Consider the following 18,541-nt stretch of genomic DNA (forward strand, 5'->3'; position numbering starts at 1 on the left):
CGTCGACGAGCACGATCCGACCCGGATTCTCCGACTGCGCCGACCGCAACAAACCCCACACCCCAGCCGCGTACGGGTCGACGGCCGCGCCGCCGACCGGCACCGCCGCGTGGACCACCACAACCAGGACGCCATCGATCGTCGACGCGAGCCACCCCTGAACCCGCTCCAACACCACTGCCACGTCCGGCGAGTCCACCCGCCACACCTCGGCCGGCACATCCGTGGCGACCACGTCGCGCAACGGCGCCCAGTCGACCCGCAGCAACGCCTCCCGGGTGCCGTTGCCGGTCGACAAGCCACCCGCGCCCAGCGCCCGGAAGTCCAGTCGCTCGACCACCGCCACCGGCGCGCCGGCCGGGTCGGTCACGGTGACGCTGACGGCGTCCGATCCGGCGGCGCTGATCTTGGCGCGGAGGGCGGTCGCGCCCACGGCGAACAGCTGCACACCGGTCCAGGCGAAGGGGAGCGCGAGGCCGTCGGCCGTGACGAAGCCACCCATCCCGGCGGCCTGCACCGCGGCGTCGAGCAGCGCCGGGTGCAGGCCGTAACCCGCGCCCTCGGCGGCGACGTCGGCGGGCAGCTCGACCTCGGCGTACACGTCGTCGCCGGCCCGCCAGGCCCGCCGCAGCCCCCGGAACGCGGCGCCGTAGCCGTAACCGGCCGCGGTGGCGGCCTGGTAGAACGCCGGCACGTCCAGGGCCGTGCCGTCGGCCGGCGGCCAGGCGGAGGGACCGGCCGGTGCCGCCGGGCCGGTCGGCTCCAGCGTGCCCGAGGCGTGCCGGGTCCAGGGGGCGTCGGCGTCGTGCTCGGGCCGGGAGTAGATGTGCAGGGCGCGTCGTCCGTGCTCGTCGGCCTCGGCCACCCGGACCTGGAGTTGGGCCGCGCCGCCGTCGAGCACGAGCGGCGCCGCCACGGTCAGCTCACCGATGCGACCGTCGCCGGTTTGCTGGGCGGCCTGCAGGGCGAGTTCCACGAAGGCGGTGCCGGGCAGGACCACCCGGTCGGCCACCCGGTGGTCGGCGAGCCAGCCCGGCGAGGCGGGCGCGACACGGCCGGACAGCAGCACGCCGTCGGCGTCGGCGAGCAGCGTCGTGGCGCCGAGCAGCGGGTGGGTCAGCCCGGACAGGCCGATCGCCGCCGCGTCACCGCCTCCGGCCGCGGGCGACGGCCAGTAGCGGCGCCGCTGGAACGCGTACGTCGGCAGGTCCCGCACCGGGCCGCCGCCGGTGGCCGCCGACCAGTCCACGTGGCCGCCGAGGGCCCACAGGTCGCCGGCCGAGCGCAGCATCCGCGCCAGCCCGCCCTCATCCCGGCGCAGCGATCCGGTCACCAGGCCGCCGCGCTCCCCCACGCCCGCCACCAGCACCGGGTGCGGGCTGGCCTCCACGAACAGCAGGTGCCCGGCGGCGATCAGCCCGGTGACGACCTGGTCGAACCGCACCGGGCGACGCAGGTTCTCGAACCAGTACGCCGCGTCCAGCTCCGCCGGATCGACCAGACCACCGGTGACGGTCGAGTGGAACGGGATCCTGCCCGCCCGCGGGGTCAGCCCGTCGAACGCGGCCAGCAGCTCCGCCCGCAGGCCGTCGACCTGGGCGCTGTGCGAGGCGTAGTCCACCGGCACCCGCCGGCACCACACGCCCCGCTGCGCGCAGCGTGCCAGCACCGCCTCGATGCCGGTGACGTCGCCGGACAGCACCACGGACGCCGGGCCGTTGACCGCCGCCAGCGACATGCCGGGCAGCTCGTTCAGCAGCTCGACGGCGTCGTCGGCGCCCATCGCGACCGCGACCATCCCGCCGGTGCCGGCGATCGCGCGCAGCGCCCGCGACCGGACGGCCACCACCATCGCCGCGTCGGCGAGTGACAGGATCCCGGCGACGGCCGCCGCCGCGATCTCGCCCTGCGAGTGGCCGACCACGCCGGCGATCTCCACGCCCAGCGACCGCCAGAGCGCGGCCAGCGACACCATCACCGCCCAGAGCACCGGCTGCACGACGTCGACCCGCGTCATCCAGCCGTCGTCCGTCGTGCGCAGCACGTCCAGCAGCGACCAGTCGACGTACCCGTCCAGTGCCGCCGCGCACTCGGCGATCCGCGCGGCGAACACCGGCGACTCGTCCAGCAGCGCCGCGGCCATCCCGAGCCACTGGGCGCCCTGCCCGGGGAAGACCAGGACGACACCGCCGGCCGCGTCCGTCACCGGCTCGCCCGGCTGGATGGTGGTCAGGGCGGCGAGGAGTTCGTCGCGGGTGGATCCGACGGCGACGGCCCGGTGCTCCAGCACGGCCCGGGTGGAGCACAGCGCCCCGGCCACGGCGGCCACGTCGAGGTCGGGCCGGGCGGCGACGAAGTCGGCGAGCTTGCGCGCCTGGCCGGTCAGCGCCTGCGCCGAGCGCGCCGACAGCAGCCACGGCACCGCCGGCCCGGCCGGGGGCTCCGCCGGGACGGCGGCCGGGTGGGCCGGGGGCTCCGCCGGGACGGCGGCCGGGTGGGCCGGGGGCTCCGCCAGGATGACGTGTGCGTTCGTGCCGCTCATGCCGAACGACGACACCCCGGCCCGCCGGGTCCGGTCCCCGCCGGCCCAATCCCGGGCCTCGGTCAGCAACCGTACCGCGCCCGACGACCAGTCCACCTTCGTCGACGGCTCGTCCACGTGCAGCGTGGCCGGCAGCGTACGGTGCCGCATCGCGAGGACCATCTTGATGACCCCGGCGACGCCGGACGCGGCCTGGGTGTGGCCGATGTTCGACTTGATCGACCCCAACCACAGCGGCTGCTCGCGGTCCTGGCCGTAGGTGGCCAGGAGCGCCTGCGCCTCGATCGGGTCACCGAGCTTCGTGCCGGTGCCGTGCGCCTCCACGACGTCCACGTCAGCGGCGGTCAGGCCGGCGCTGGCCAGGGCCTGCCGGATCACCCGTTGCTGCGCCGGACCGTTCGGCGCGGTCAGACCGTTGCTGGCGCCGTCGGAGTTGATCGCCGAACCGGCGACCAGGGCCAAAATCTCGTGCCCGTTGCGGCGGGCGTCCGACAGTCGCTCCAGCAGCAGCACGCCGGCGCCCTCGCCCCAGCCGGTGCCGTCGGCGGCCTCGGCGAACGCCTTGCAGCGACCGTCGGGCGCCATCCCGCCCTGCCGGGAGAACTCGGTGAAGATGCCGGGCGTCGAGACGACCGCCACCCCGCCGGCCACGGCGAGGTCGCACTCGCCGGCCCGCAGCGCCTGCGCGGCCATGTGCAGCGCGACGAGCGACGACGAGCAGGCGGTGTCGACGGTGACGGCCGGGCCTTCCAGGCCGAAGACGTACGACAGCCGCCCGGAGACGACGCTCGCCGAGGTGCCGGTGGCCACGTAGCCGTCGTGGCCGGCGCCGGCGGCGAGCACCCCTGAGTAGTCCTGGGTGTTCGAGCCCACGAAGACGCCGGTCGCCGTGCCCGCCAGCGACGTCGGCGGGATGCCCGCCTTCTCGAACAGTTCCCAGGTGGTCTCCAGCAGCAGACGCTGCTGCGGGTCCATCGCCAGCGCCTCCCGGGCGGACACTCCGAACAGGCCGGCGTCGAACTCGGCCACCCCGTCCAGGAAGCCGCCCATCGAGGTGTCGGAGCCGCCCGCCGACAGTCCGTCGAGGTCCCAGCCCCGGTCCCCGGGGAACGGGGTAAGCACGTCCTCGGCGCCCTCGACCACCGCCCAGAGCCCTTCGGTCGTGTCCGCTCCGCCCGGGTACCGGCACGCCATGCCGACGATCACCACCGGGTCGCCGGTCACCGCGGCGACCGGGGTGGCGGAGGCGGTGGCCGGCGCGTCGGTGAGGCGTTCCACAAGCATCCGCACGATCGCGGCCGGGCTGGGGTGATCGAAGGCGAGGCTGGCCGGCAGCGCCAGCCCGGTCAGCGTCTGCAACCGGTCGCGCAGCTCGACCGCGGTCAGCGAGTCGATGCCGAGGTCCTTGAACGCCCGACCCGCCGGCACCCGGTCCACGTCGGCGTACCCGAGCACCTCCGCGACCGTGCGGCGGACCTGCCCGAGCACGGCACGGGAGCGTTCCGCCGCCGGCAGCGCGGCGACCTCCGTCGCCCAACGGCTCGTGGTCGGCACCGCCACCGCTTCGGCGGCGAGCACGTGCCGAAGCAGCGGGCTGGGCCGGGAGGCGGTGAACGCCGGCCCGAAGCGCGCCCAGTCGACGTCGGCGACGGTCACGCAACCGGCGTCGCCGTCGACCGCCTCGGCCAACGCCCGGATCGCCAGCGCCGGCGGCATCGGCCGCAGCCCGCGACGACGCAGGTAGTCCTCGGCGCCCTCCTCGGCCACCAGCATCCCGGCCTCGGCCCACGGCCCCCACGCCACCGCCGTGCCCGCCTTACCCTTCGCACGACGCGACTGCACCAACGCGTCCAGGAACGCGTTCCCCGCCGAGTAGGCGGCCTGACCGCCGCTGCCCCACACCCCCGAGATCGACGAGAAGACCACAAACAGGTCCAGGTTCTCGGTCAGCGCGTCCAGGTTGACCGCGCCGGCGACCTTGCCCCGCACGATCTCCCCGAACTCCTCCGGGGTGGACTCGGTCAGCAGACCCACCCCGGACACCCCGGCGGCGTGCACCACGCCGCGCAGGTCCGGGATCCCGGCCAGCAGCTCCGCCACGCGAGCACGGTCGGCGACGTCGCAGGCCACCACGTCCACCCGCGCCGGCGACAGCTCCGCCACCAACTCGGCGGCGCCCGGCGCGTCGATTCCCCGACGCGACGTCAACACCAGCCGCGACACCCCACGACCCACCAGCCAGCGCGCCACCCGAGCGCCGAGCGCCCCGGTGCCACCGGTGACCAGGACCGTGCCGTCGAACGTGCGGGGCGCGGCCGGCGCGCTCGCGGCGGCCGGGCGCAACCGGCGGGCGTACACCCCGTCGCCGCGCACCGCGACCTGGTCCTCGGCGCCGCCGAGCATCGCGGCGAGGCGACGGCGGTCCTGCTCGTCCGGTTCGACAGGCACGTCGATCAGGCCGCCCCACAGCTCCGGCAGCTCCAGGGCGGCGACCCGGCCCGCGCCCCACAGCATCGACGCGGTGACGTCGGTCAGCGGGTCGGACCGACCCACCGACACCGCCCCGGTCGTGACCCACCACAGGCGGGCGCCGCGCAGGACGCGCACCGTGCTCAGGAGTTCGTGTTCGGTGGCGGGCAGCAGCGACACCACGCCGACGACGTCCGGGCCGAGGCCGGCGAGATCCGCGTCGCCGGCCAGCATCTCGGCGAAGTCCAGCCCGGTGCCGCCGAACATCGCCTCGGCCATGCCCGCCCGCGGCACGACCACGACCCACCGGCCGGCGGCCGGCGAGGGCGGCTCGACGGCCGGCTCCCACACGATCTGGTAACGCCAGGAGGCGGACGTGCCGGCCGCCACCCGGTCGCGCCGCCACTCGGCGAGCGCGGCGCCGAGCGACGCCGGCACGTCGGTGTGCAGCAGGTCGTGCAGCCTCTCGTCCTCGACCGCCTGCCAGAACGCCGCCTCGACCGGGTCCGCCGTGCGCGGGGACCGCCAGTACCGGTCCCGCTGGAAGGCGTACGTGGGCAGGTCGACGCGGGGCGCGGCGGGCAGGAGCGTCGTCCAGTCGACGGGCACGCCGACGGTCCAGAGCCGCCCGACGGCGGCCAGCAGCGTGGACGCCTCGTCGCGGTCCTTGCGCAGCGCCGGGACGTAAGTCAGCCCGGGCGCGGCCATCGCGGACAGCACGCCCGCCGGGCCGACCTCCAGGCAGCGGGTCACGCCGTTCGCGGCGAGCCAGGCCATGCCGTCGTCGAAGCGCACCGCCTCCCGCACGTGCCACACCCAGTAGCCGGCGGTGAACTCCGGCACCGGCTCCCCGGTCAGGTTCGACACCACCGGGACACGCGGGGCCTCGAACGTGATGTGCGCGATCGCCGCCGCGAACTCCGCCAGCATCGGCTCCATCAACGCCGAGTGGAACGCATGCGACACCGTCAACCGGGTGGCCTTGGCGAACTGCGACGCCACCTCGTCGATCACGTCGGCCGGGCCGGAGATCACGATCGAGGTCGGGCCGTTCACCGCCGCGACGTCCACACCCGTGCCGGCGATGATCTCCCGCACCTCAGCCTCGGTCCCCTGCACCGCGAGCATCGCGCCGCCGACCGGCAACGCCTGCATGAGCCGGCCTCGCGCGGCCACCAGCGTGACCGCGTCGTCGAGCGACAGCACGTCCGCGACATGCGCGGCGGCGATCTCACCGATCGAGTGGCCCAGCAGGAAGTCCGGGGTGATCCGCCACGATTCGAGGAGCCGGAACAGGGCCACCTCGACGGCGAACAGGCCGGCCTGGGCGTAGACGGTCTGGTGGACCGCGTCGGAGTCGATCGCGTCGCGCAGCGGCATGTCCAGGAGCTGGTCGAAGCGGGCACAGATCCCGTCGAACGCTTCCGCGAACACCGGGAACCGCGCCGCCAGACCCACACCCATCCCGACCCGCTGCGCACCCTGACCGGTGAACAGGAACGCCAGGCCACCCTCGGACACCACACCCGACACCACCGACGCCAACAGATCGACGCCGTCCGGCACCGCCGACGCCTGCAAGCCGCCACCGTCCGGCACCGCCCGCACGTCCGCGCTGTCCGACACCGCCGACGCCCGCATGCCGGCGCTGTCCGGCCCGGCGGACGTCCGAAGGCCGTCGAGGACGTCCGCACGCGCCCCAGCGAGCAGGACCGTGCGGTGCTCCAGAGCGGCCCGGCCGGTCGCCAGCGACCAGGCGACGGCGGCCGGGTCCAGCTCCGGCTCGGCGGCCACCACATCGCGCAACCGCTCCACCTGACCGGCCAACGCCTCCGCCGACCGCGCCGACACCACCCACGGCAACGGACCCTCGACCTGCGGCGACTCGACCACGACCGGCTGTTCGGCCGGCTCCTCCAGGATCAGATGCGCGTTCGTCCCGCTGATCCCGAACGCCGACACCGCCGCACGCCGTGCTCGATCCCGCGCCTGCCACGGCTGGGCCGCGGTGAGCAGCTCCACCGCCCCGGCGCTCCAGTCCACGTGCGGGGACGGCTCGTCCACGTGCAACGTCGCCGGCAACGCCCCGTGCCGCATCGCCATGACCATCTTGATGATGCCCGCGACACCCGCCGCGGCCTGCGTATGCCCGATGTTCGACTTGATCGAACCCAACCACAGCGGCTGCTCACGATCCTGCCCATAGGTCGCCAACAGCGCTTGCGCCTCGATCGGATCACCCAACCGGGTGCCCGTACCGTGCGCCTCCACCACATCCACATCACCGGTGGTCAGGCCAGCGCTGGCCAGAGCCTGCCGGATCACCCGCTGCTGCGCCGGGCCGTTCGGCGCGGTCAATCCGTTCGACGCGCCGTCCTGGTTGACCGCGGAGCCTCGGACGACGGCGAGCACGCGGTGGTGGTGCCGTCGCGCGTCCGACAGCCGCTCGACCAGCAGCATCCCGACGCCTTCGGCCCACCCCGTGCCGTCGGCAGCACCCGCGAACGACTTGCACCTGCCGTCCGACGACAGGCCGTCCTGGCGGGCGAACTCCGCGAACACCTCCGGACCCGTGATCACCGTGACCCCACCCGCCAGAGCCAGGTCACACTCGCCAGACCGCAACGCCTGCGCCGCCAGGTGCAACGCCACCAGTGAGGAGGAGCAGGCCGTGTCGACGGTCATCGCCGGGCCCTCGAACCCGAACGAGTACGACACCCGACCTGAGATCACACTGTTCGCCGTACCGGTGAGCGCGTGACCGTCCGCGCCGTCAGCGGTGTAGCCCGAATTCGACGCGCCCACGAACACACCCACCGGACGACCCCGCAACGACCGCGGATCCACCCCGGAACGCTCCAGCGTCTCCCAGGACACCTCCAGCAGCAGCCGCTGCTGCGGGTCCATCGCGACCGCCTCGCGTGGGGAGATCCCGAACAGGCCCGCGTCGAAGCCCGTCGCGGTGTCGACGAAACCACCCAGCGCCGCATAGCCGGCACCCTCCGGCACGACCCAACCCCGGTCGGACGGAAACACCGACATGCCATCGGCGCCCCCGGCGACCAGACGCCACAGGTCCTCCGGCGACTCGACCCCACCCGGATACCGGCACGCCATCCCGACGATGACGATGTCGTCGTCGGTCAGGGGCTGCGGCACGGTGAGCACCGACGCGTCGGTCGCGGTGGCGAGGCCCAGCGCCCGCAGCAGATGGTCGGCGAGAACCTGCGGGGTCGGGTAGTCGAACACCAGCGACGACCCCAGGTGCAGGCCGGTGGCCGCGTTGATGCGACTTCTCACCTCCACCGCGGTCACCGAGTCGATACCCAGTTCCCGGAATGCCGTCCCGGCCTCCACCTGCGCCGCACCGGCATACCCCAGAGCCCTCGCGGTCTGCGTCCGCACCAACGCCAGCAACTCCCGGCGCCGCTCGGGCTCCGGCAGGCCCGCCAGGCGAGCCGCCAACCCGCCGCCGTCGGCGACCGCCTCCGCCGCGACGACCAGCTCACTGAACAGCGGCGCCGGACGCTTGGCGGCGAACGTCGGCACGAACCGCGACCAGTCCACGTCCGCCACGACCGACGTCACATCACCGGCATCAACCGCCAACGCCAACGCCCGCACCGCCAGGTCCGGATCCAACGCCACCAGACCACGACGCGCCAGGTAGTCCGCCGCACCAGCCTCACCGGCCATCCCACCCTCGGCCCACGGACCCCACGCAACCGCCGTACCCGCCCTCCCCGCCGCACGCCGGGACTCCACCAACGCGTCCAACACCGCATTACCCGCGGCATACGCCGCCTGACCACCACTGCCCCACACACCCGCGATCGACGAGAACACCACGAACAGGTCAAGGTCGAGATCAGCCGTCGCCTCGTCCAGGTGCACCGCACCGGACACCTTGCCCGACACCACCGCCCCGAACGACTCCACCGACACGTCCAGCAGGCTCTCCACGCCGGACACACCCGCCGCGTGCACCACACCCGTCAGATCATCGATACCGGCCACCACCCGCTGGACCGCGTCCCGGTCGGCCACATCACACGCCACCACCGACACCTCGGCACCCTCAGCATTCAACTCCGCCACGAGGTCACCGACACCCGAAGCCCGCTGACCACGACGCGACACCAACACCACCCGCGACGCACCACGCCGCACCACCCACCGCGCCACCCGCGAACCCAGCGCACCCGTCCCACCCGTGACCAACACCGTGCCGGACAACGACACCGGGCTCGACGGGCCGGCCGGGGTGGCACGTCGCAGGCGGCGGGCGAAGACCCCGGAGGCACGTACCGCGAGCTGGTCCTCGCCGTCGGCGGCGAGGAGCGCCGCGAACCGGCGGCCCTCCCGCTCGCCCAGCACCGCCGGCAGGTCCACCAGACCGCCCCACGTCTGCGGCAGTTCCAGCGCCGCGACGCGGCCCACACCCCAGACCGTCGCGGCGGCGACATCGGTCACCGACTCGGACCGGCCCACCGCGACGGCACCACGTGTCACCGCCCACACCCGGGCGCCGATCTCGGCGTCCCCGACCGCCTGCAGCAGCACGGTCAACGAATGGCCCGCGTTTCCGGCCCAGACGACGCCGTTGACGTCGGTGGCGACGGCCAGCACGCCGGTCAGCACAGCGCGGTCGGCCGGCCCCTGCACCCGTACCACCTCGGCGCCTGCCGCCGTCAGGGCGGCGGTGATGTCGGCGACGTCGGTCGCGTCGTCGGACACCACCAGCCATGCCCCCGCCAGCACCGCCGGGGCCGGCTCCGCGATCGGTGCCCAGCCGATCCGGTACCGCCAGCCCTCGACGACGCTCTGCGCGCGACGGCGGCGACGCCACGCGGACAGCGACGGCAGCAGTCCGTCCAGCGCGCCCGCGTCGTCGGCGGCCAGGCCCAGCTCGGCGGCCAGCCCGTCCCGGTCGGCCCGCTCCACCGCCGACCAGAAGCCGCTGTCGTCGCCGCCGATCGCCGGGGCCGGCTGGGACGGGGTCAGCCAGTAACGGTCGCGCTGGAACGCGTACGTCGGCAGGTCGGCCCGGGCGGGTGACCGCCAGCCGCCGACCGCCGGCCAGTCGATCGGGACACCGGCCGCGAACAGGTCCGCCAGTGCCCGCAGGGTGGATCGTTCCTCGTCCTGGTCCTTGCGGAGCGGGGCGACGGCGACGCCGTCGGGCACCAGCCCGGTCAGCACCGCCGCCGGGCCGACCTCGACGAAGCGGGTGGTTCCCTGCGCGGTGAGCCACCGTATGCCGTCGTGGAAGCGCACCGCGTCGCGCACGTGCCGCACCCAGTAGTCGGCGGTGAACTCCTCGACCGGCTCGCCGGTCAGGTTCGACACCACCGGGATGCGCGGCGGCGCGAAGGTGATGCCCTCGACGGTCGCCGCGAACTCGGCCAGCATCGGCTCCATCAGCGACGAGTGGAACGCGTGCGACACGGTGAGCCGGGTGGTCTTCGCAAAGCGCGCCGCCAGCGCGTCGACCGCCTCGGCCGGGCCGGAGACGACGACCGCCGTCGGGCCGTTCACCGCCGCGATATCCACACCGGTGCCGGCGATGGCCTCCCGCACCGACTCCTCCGACGCCTGCACCGCCAGCATCGCCCCACCCGCCGGCAACGCCTGCATCAACCGACCCCGCGCCGCCACCAACGTCACCGCATCGTCCGGCGACAGCACACCCGCCACGTGCGCGGCGGCGACCTCCCCGATCGAGTGACCCAACAGGTAGTCCGGGATGACACCCCACGACTCCAGCAACCGGAACAACGCCACCTCGACCGCGAACAAGCCGGCCTGTGCGTGCACCGTCCGGTGAATCTCCTCCGACCCCAGGGCCGCCCGCAACCCGTCGAACCGGCCCACGATCCCGTCGAACACCCCCGCGAACACCGGGAACCGCGCCGCCAACCCGACACCCATCCCGACCCGCTGCGCCCCCTGACCGGTGAACAGGAACGCGGTCCGGCCGAGCAGCTCGGTGCCGGCGGTCAGCCCGCCGTCGCGGACAGCGGTCAGGCCGTCGAGGATCTCGTCGAGGTCGGCGCCGACCACCACGGACCGATGCTTCAGGGCCTTGCGGCCGGTCGCGAGGGTGTGAGCGACGGCGACCAGGTCGAGCGGCGACGTCCCGCCGGAACGCCCGTCCGCGGCGGCGAGGTCGCGCAGCCGGCCGGCCTGGGCGCGCACGGCATCGGCGGTGTGGCCGGTGACCACCCACGGCACCAGGCCGGGCGCCGGCTGCGGCTCGGCGGCGGACGCCGGGGGCGCCTGTTCGAGCACCACGTGCGCGTTCGTGCCGCTGATGCCGAACGAGGAGACCGCGGCCCGGCGGGCCCGGCCGGTGACGGGCCAGGCCGTCGGCGCGTCGAGGAGGCTCAGCGCCCCGCCGGTCCAGTCGACGTGCGGCGACGGGTGCGCGGCGTGCAGCGTGCGCGGCAGCTCGCCGTGCCGCATCGCGAGCACCATCTTGATCACCCCGGCGACGCCGGCCGCCGCCTGGGTGTGGCCGATGTTGGACTTCACCGAGCCGAGCAGCAGCGGACGCTCCGGGTCCCGGTCCCGCCCGTACGTGGCGAGCAGCGCCTGCGCCTCGATCGGGTCGCCGAGCGCGGTGCCGGTGCCGTGCGCCTCGACCGCGTCGACGTCGGCGCCGCGGAGCCCCGCTGCGGCCAGCGCCCGGTCGATCACCCGTTGCTGGGACGGCCCGTTGGGGGCGGTCAGCCCGTTGGAGGCGCCGTCCTGGTTGATGGCGGACCCGCGTACCAGGGCGAGGATCCGGTGGTTGTTCCGCTGCGCGTCGGCGAGCCGTTCGACGAGCAGGACGCCGGCGCCCTCGCCCCAGCCGGTGCCGTCGGCCTCGGCGGAGAACGCCTTGCACCGCCCGTCGGCGGCCAGCCCGCGTTGCCTGTCGAACTCGACGAAGATGTCCGGTCCGGCCATCACGGTGACGCCACCGGCCAGCGCCATGTCGCACTCGCCCTGCCGCAGCGCCTGCACGGCGAGGTGCAGCGCGACGAGCGACGACGAGCAGGCGGTGTCGATGGTGACGGCGGGGCCTTCGAGGCCGAACGAGTAGGCGACCCGGCCGGAGATCACACTTGTCGCGATGCCGGTCAGCACGTGTCCCTCGGCCTCGGCCGGCAGGTCCGCGCCCTGGCCGTAGCGGGAGGCCGCCGCGCCGACGAAGACCCCGGTCTGGCTGCCGTGCAGGGTCACCGGGTCGATGCCGGCCGACTCGAACGCTTCCCAGGAGGTTTCCAGCAGCACCCGCTGCTGCGGGTCCATGGCGAGGGCTTCGCGGGGTGAGATGCCGAACAGCCGCGCGTCGAAGTCGGCGGCGTGGTCGATGAAGCCGCCCACCCGGGCGTAGCCGTCGTGGTCGCCGGCCCAGCCGCGGTCGGCCGGGAACGTCGCGATGGCGTCGGTGCCGGCGGTCAGCAGGTCCCACAGGTCGGCCGGGTTCTCGACGCCGCCGGGGAAGCGGCAGCCCATGCCGACGATGGCGATCGGTTCGTCGGCGTCGACGGTGGCGACGGCGGCGGGCCTGGCCGGGTCGGTCGTGCCGGCGAGTTGCCGGCCGAGGTAGGTGGCGAGCAGTGTCGGGTTCGGGTAGTCGAAGACGACGGTGGCGGGCAGCCGGATCCCGGCCGCCGCGTTGAGCCGGTTGCGCAGCTCGACGGAGGTGAGCGAGTCGAAGCCGAGGTCCTTGAAGGCGTGCCGGGCGTCGACGGCGTCGGCGCCGCTGTGGCCGAGGACGGCGGCGACCTGGTCGCAGACGAGGGCGACGAGGGTACGTTCGCGTTCGGCCTCGGGCAGCGCCAGCAGGCGGCGGGCCAGGCCGGAGCCGCCGCCGGTGTGCTGGGCGGCGCGTCGGCCGGTGCCGCGCACCAGGCCACGCAGCAGCGCGGGCAGGGTGCCGGCGCGGCGGAACGCGGTGAGGTCGAGGGTGGCCGGGACGAGGTGCGGGGCGGGCAGGTGCCGGGCCGCGTCGAACAGGGCGAGGCCCAGCTCGTCGGGGAGCGCGTCGCCGGCCCGGGTGACCCGGTCGGCGTCGGCGCCGGTCAGCCGGCCGCCCATGCCGGCGGTGTTGGCCCACAGCCCCCAGCCCAGCGACTGACCGACCAGACCGAGCCCGCGACGGTACGACACGAAGCCGTCCAGGAACGCGTTCGCCGCCGCGTACGCCGCCTGGCCCGCCGACCCGAACACCGCCGACACCGACGAGAACACGGTGAACATCGCCAGGTCCATGTCCCGGGTCAACTCGTGCAGGTGCACCACCGCATCGACCTTGGGCGCCAGCACCCCGGCCACCCGCTCCGGCGTCAGGCTGGTGAACACCCCGTCGTCGAGCACCCCGGCGCAGTGCACCACACCCGCAAGGTTGTCGATGCCGTCGATCACGGCGGCGAGCGCGTCCCGGTCAGTCACGTCGGCGGCGACCACCCGTACCCGGGCGTCCAACTCCGGGGCGGGTCCACCGGAGCGGCTGACCAGCACCAGATCCCGCACCCCGTACACGTCCACCAGATGCGCCGCCAGCAATCCACCCAAACCACCCGTGCCACCGGTGATCAACACCGGGCCGTCGATCGGGCGGGGCACCAACACCACGTTCTTGCCCACATGCGCGCCGCGGCTCATCGCGCCCAGCACAGTCGGAAGCTCCCGCACATCCGCGACCGTTGGCGCGAGCAGCCGCAGTTTCCCCGTCTCGAACAGGGCGAGCAGCTCGGCCAACATCACCGCCGTGCGATCCGCACCCGCCTCCGACAGATCAAACGCCTTGTACCAGACCCCGAGCCGACGCTCGACCTCAGCGGCGTCACGGACGTCCGCCTTTCCCATCTCCACGAACCGGCCACCCGGAACCAACATCCCCAACGACGCGTCCACGAACTCACCGGCAAGCGAGTCCAACACCACATCCACGACGCCGAACACGTCAGCGAAACCCAGATCCCGGGATGAGGCGATGCGCGCAGGGTCGACGCCGAGTTCCTGGACAGCCGCCCACTTCGACGGCGACGCCGTCGCGAACACCTCCGCACCCCACAACCGGGCCAACTGCACCGCCGCCATACCGACACCACCGGCAGCCGCGTGCACCAACACCCGCTGACCAGCCTGAAGCCGCCCCAGGTCCGTGAGCCCGTACCAGGCCGTCAGGAACGCCATCGGCACCGCAGCCGCCTGCGCGAACGACCAACCCTCCGGCATCCGCGCCACCACACGGTGGTCAGCCACGACGTCAGGGGCGAACCCACCATGGAACAGACCGAACACCCGATCACCCACGACCAGGTCCGACACGTCCGGGCCGACCTCGACCACCACACCCGCGCCCTCGGAACCCATCACCGCCGCCGGATCCGGATACACCCCCAGACCCACCAGCACGTCACGGAAGTTCACCCCGACCGCACGAACGGAGATGCGCACCTCACCCGCACCGAGTTCCGCGACCGGAACCTCGACACAACCCAGGCTCGACAACGCACCGTCGCCACCCGGAGCCACCCGCCACGACTCCGCACCCACCGGCAGCGTGAGCGTGGGCGCGGGGAGGGCCCGGGTCAGCCGTGGGGCGAACACGTCGGCGCCGCGTACCGCCAGCTCCGGTTCGTCCCGGGCGAGCAGGTCGGCCAGCAGCGTCTCGGACGGCTCCGGGTGGTCCAGGTCGGCGAGCACGATCCGGCCCGGGTTCTCGGTCTGCGCCGACCGCAACAGACCCCGCACCGCCGCGCCGGCCAGGTCGGTCACCGCGCCGCCGACCGGCGCGGCACCGCGGGTGACGACCACCAGGCGGCCGTCGGCGTGCCGGTCGTCGGCAAGCCATTCCTGTACGCCCGTGAGCGTCTCGGCGACGGCGGTGTGCACGTCGTCGGACCGGACCGGCAGCACGACCACGTCGGCCACGGGCGCCTCGGCGCGGGACGGCGGGAGCGCGGTCCACGTCACGGCGTACAGCGCGTCGCGCACCGCGCCGCCGGTGACGGAGTCGAGCTGGTCGCGGGAGGCCGGACGCAGGACCAGCCGGCCGACGGTGGCGACCGGGGCGCCGTCCACGTCGGCGACCTGGAGCGTGACGGCTTCCGGGCCGTCGGGACGCAGGCGGACCCGCAGCGTCGGGGCGCCGGAGGCGTGCAGCCGCACGTCGGTCCAGGCGAACGGCAGGCGGGCGGAGCCGTCGTCCGGCAGCAGGCCGCCGAGCGCGGCGGCGTGCAGCGCGCCGTCGAACAGGGCCGGGTGCAACGCGAACCGGGCCGCGTCGGCGTGCGCCTCGGCCGGCAGCGCGACCTCCGCGTAGACGTCGCCGTCGAGCAGCCAGGCTTCGCGCAGTCCGCGGAACACCGGGCCGTAGCGCAGGCCGGTGCGGGCGGCGGCGTCGCCGTAGAAGTCGCCGAGGTCGATCGGCTCCGCGCCCGACGGGGGCCAGGCCGCCAGGTCGAACTCATCGACGGTGGCGGGGGTGGCGAGCACGCCGGACGCGTGGCGGGTCCACTCCGGCTCCGCGCCGGCGGCCGGCTCGGGCCGGGCGTACACCTGCACCGAGCGTTCGCCCGCGTCGTCGGTGACCCGCACCTGGAGCTGGACACCGCCGGTGGCGGGCAGCACCAGCGGGGTTTCGATGGTGAGGTCCGCGAGGTCGAGTCCGCCGGCCTGCTGGGCGGCGCGCAGCACCAGCTCGACGAAGGCGGTGCCGGGCAGCACGACGCGGTCCATGACGACGTGGTCGGCCAGCCACGGGTGGGTGTGCACGGAGAGGCGGCCGGTGAGCAGGATGCCGTCGTTGTCGGCGAGCGTCACCGCGGCGGTGAGCAACGGGTGCTCGGCGGCGGACAGTCCGGCGGCGGCGACGTTGCCGTGCCCGGCGCGGGCCGGCGGCCAGTAGGACTGCCGTTGGAACGGGTAGGTGGGCAGGTCGACGTGTCCGGCCGGCGGCAGGATCGCCGCCCAGTCGACGGGCACGCCGAGGGTCCACAGCTTCCCGACCGCGCGTAGCAGACTGTCGGTGTCGTCCCGGTCCTTGCGCAACGCCGGCACACAGGTCAACTCCGGGGCGGCCGTCGCCGACAACACACCCGCCGGTCCGACCTCCAGGCACCGGGTCACCCCGTGCTCCGCGAGCCAGGACATGCCGTCGTGGAAGCGCACCGCCTCCCGCACGTGCCGCACCCAGTAGTCGACGGTGAACTCCTCGACCGGCTCACCGGTCAGGTTCGACACCACCGGGATGCGCGGCGCGGCGAAGTCGACGTGCCCGATCGCCGCGGCGAACTCGGCCAGCATCGGCTCCATCAACGACGAGTGGAACGCGTGCGACACCCTCAGGCGCGTCGCCTTCGCGAACCGCGACGCCAGCTCCTCGATCGCCTGCACCGGGCCGGAGATCACGACCGACGTCGGAGCATTGACCGCCGCGACGTCCACCCCCGTGCCGGCGATGATCTCCCGCACCTCGGCCTCGGACGCCTGCACCGCGAGCATCGCCCCACCCGCCGGCAACGCCTGCATCAACCGGCCCCGCGCCGCGACGAGCGTGACCGCGTCGTCCAGCGACAGCGCACCCGCGACGTGCGCGGCGGCGACCTCACCGATCGAGTGACCCAACAGGTAGTCCGGGATGACACCCCACGACTCCAGCAACCGGAACAACGCCACCTCGACCGCGAACAAACCGGCCTGCGTGTGCACCGTCCGGTGGATCGCCTCCGACCCCAGGGCCGCCCGCAACCCGTCGAACCGGCCCACGACGGCGTCGAACGCCTCCGCGAACACCGGGAACCGCGCCGCCAGACCCACACCCATCCCGACCCGCTGCGCCCCCTGACCGGTGAACAGGAACGCCAGCGCGCCCGGCGTGACGACGTCGCCGCCGACCGGCCCGGCGAGCGCGGTCGCCAACTCGTCGAGGCCGTCGGCGACGACCACGGCGCGGCTGTCGAGCGCCGCCCGCGTCGTGGCGAGCGCCGAGGCGAGGGCGGCCGGGGTCGGTGCCACGCCGGACGACAGCAGGGCGCGCAGCCGGGTCGCCTGATCCCGCAGGCCCGCCCCGGTGCGGGCGGACAGCAGGAACGGCGTCGGCCCGCACGGCGCGGCGGCCGGCTCCTCCTCGGCCGGTGCGGCGGCCTCCAGCACCACGTGTGCGTTCGTTCCGCTGATCCCGAACGAGGAGACGCCGGCCCGCCGAGGCCGGCCGGTCTCCGGCCACGGGCGCGCCTCGCGCAGCAGCGCGACCGCGCCGGCCGACCAGTCGACCTGGGGTGTCGGCTCGTCGACGTGCAGCGTCGCCGGCAGCACCCCGGACCGCATCGCCATGACCATCTTGATGATCCCGGCGACGCCGGCCGCCGCCTGGGTGTGCCCGATGTTCGACTTCACCGAGCCCAACCACAACGGCCGGTCCTCCGGCCGGTCCTGCCCGTACGTGGCCAGCAGCGCCTGCGCCTCGATCGGGTCACCCAGCTTCGTGCCGGTGCCGTGCGCCTCGACCGCGTCCACCTCGGCCGGGGACAGCCCGGCGCCGGCCAGCGCCTCCCGGATCACCCGCTGCTGGGAAGGGCCGTTCGGCGCGGTCAGCCCGTTGGAGGCCCCGTCGGAGTTGACGGCGGTGCCGCGCACCACCGCCAGCACCCGGTGCCCGTTGCGCCGGGCGTCGGAGAGCCGCTCCAGCAGCAACAGTCCGGCGCCCTCGCCCCAGCCGGTGCCGTCGGCCGCCGCCGCGAACGGCTTGCAGCGCCCGTCGGCGGCGAGCCCGCGCTGCCGGCTGAACTCGACGAACGCGGTCGGCGTGCTCATCACCGTGACGCCGCCGGCCAGCGCGAGGGCGCACTCGCCCCGGCGCAGCGACTCCACCGCCAGGTGCAGGGCCACCAGGGCGGACGAGCAGGCGGTGTCGACGGTGACGGCGGGCCCTTCGAGGCCGAACGCGTAGGCGAGGCGGCCGGAGATGACGCTCGCCGCCGTGCCGGTGGCCAGGTAGCCCTCGGTGGTCTCGTCGTCGCCGGCGATCAGCGAGCCGTAGTCCTGGCCGTTGGTGCCGGCGAACACCCCGATCCGTTGCTGCCGCAGCGAACGCGGATCGAGGCCGGCCCGCTCGAACGCCTCCCACGCGGTTTCCAGCAGGATGCGCTGCTGGGGGTCCATGGCGGTGGCCTCGCGGGGCGCGATGCCGAACAGGCCGGCGTCGAACCGGTCGACCCCGGACAGGAAACCGCCGTCGCGGACGTACGACGTGCCGTGCCGCCCGGTGTCCGGGTCGTAGAGCGCGTCGACGTCCCAGCCGCGGTCGCCGGGGAACGGCGCCAGCGCGTCGTGTCCGCCGGCGACGAGCTGCCACAGCTCCTCCGGGCTGTCCACCCCGCCGGGGAACCGGCAGCTCATGGCCACGATGGCGATCGGCTCGCGGGCACCCTCCTCGGCCTCGCGGAGGCGCCGGTTGGCCTGGCGCAGCTCGCCGGTCATCCACTTCAGATGGTCGAGAAGCTTCTGTTCATTCGCCATGGCTGTCCCCTA

The 18,541-nt window shown here is 74.5% G+C and carries 1 protein-coding gene; it reads right to left on the minus strand.

Annotated features, from left to right (window positions below; translation table 11 throughout):
* A partial coding sequence (locus tag T398_RS14455) for a type I polyketide synthase (protein ID WP_496447399.1) occupies positions 1 to 18,529 on the minus strand: 18,529 nt, incomplete at its 3' end.
* Positions 18,530 to 18,541 lie beyond the last annotated feature (12 nt).

It is taken from the genome of Salinispora goodfellowii (assembly GCF_059570675.1).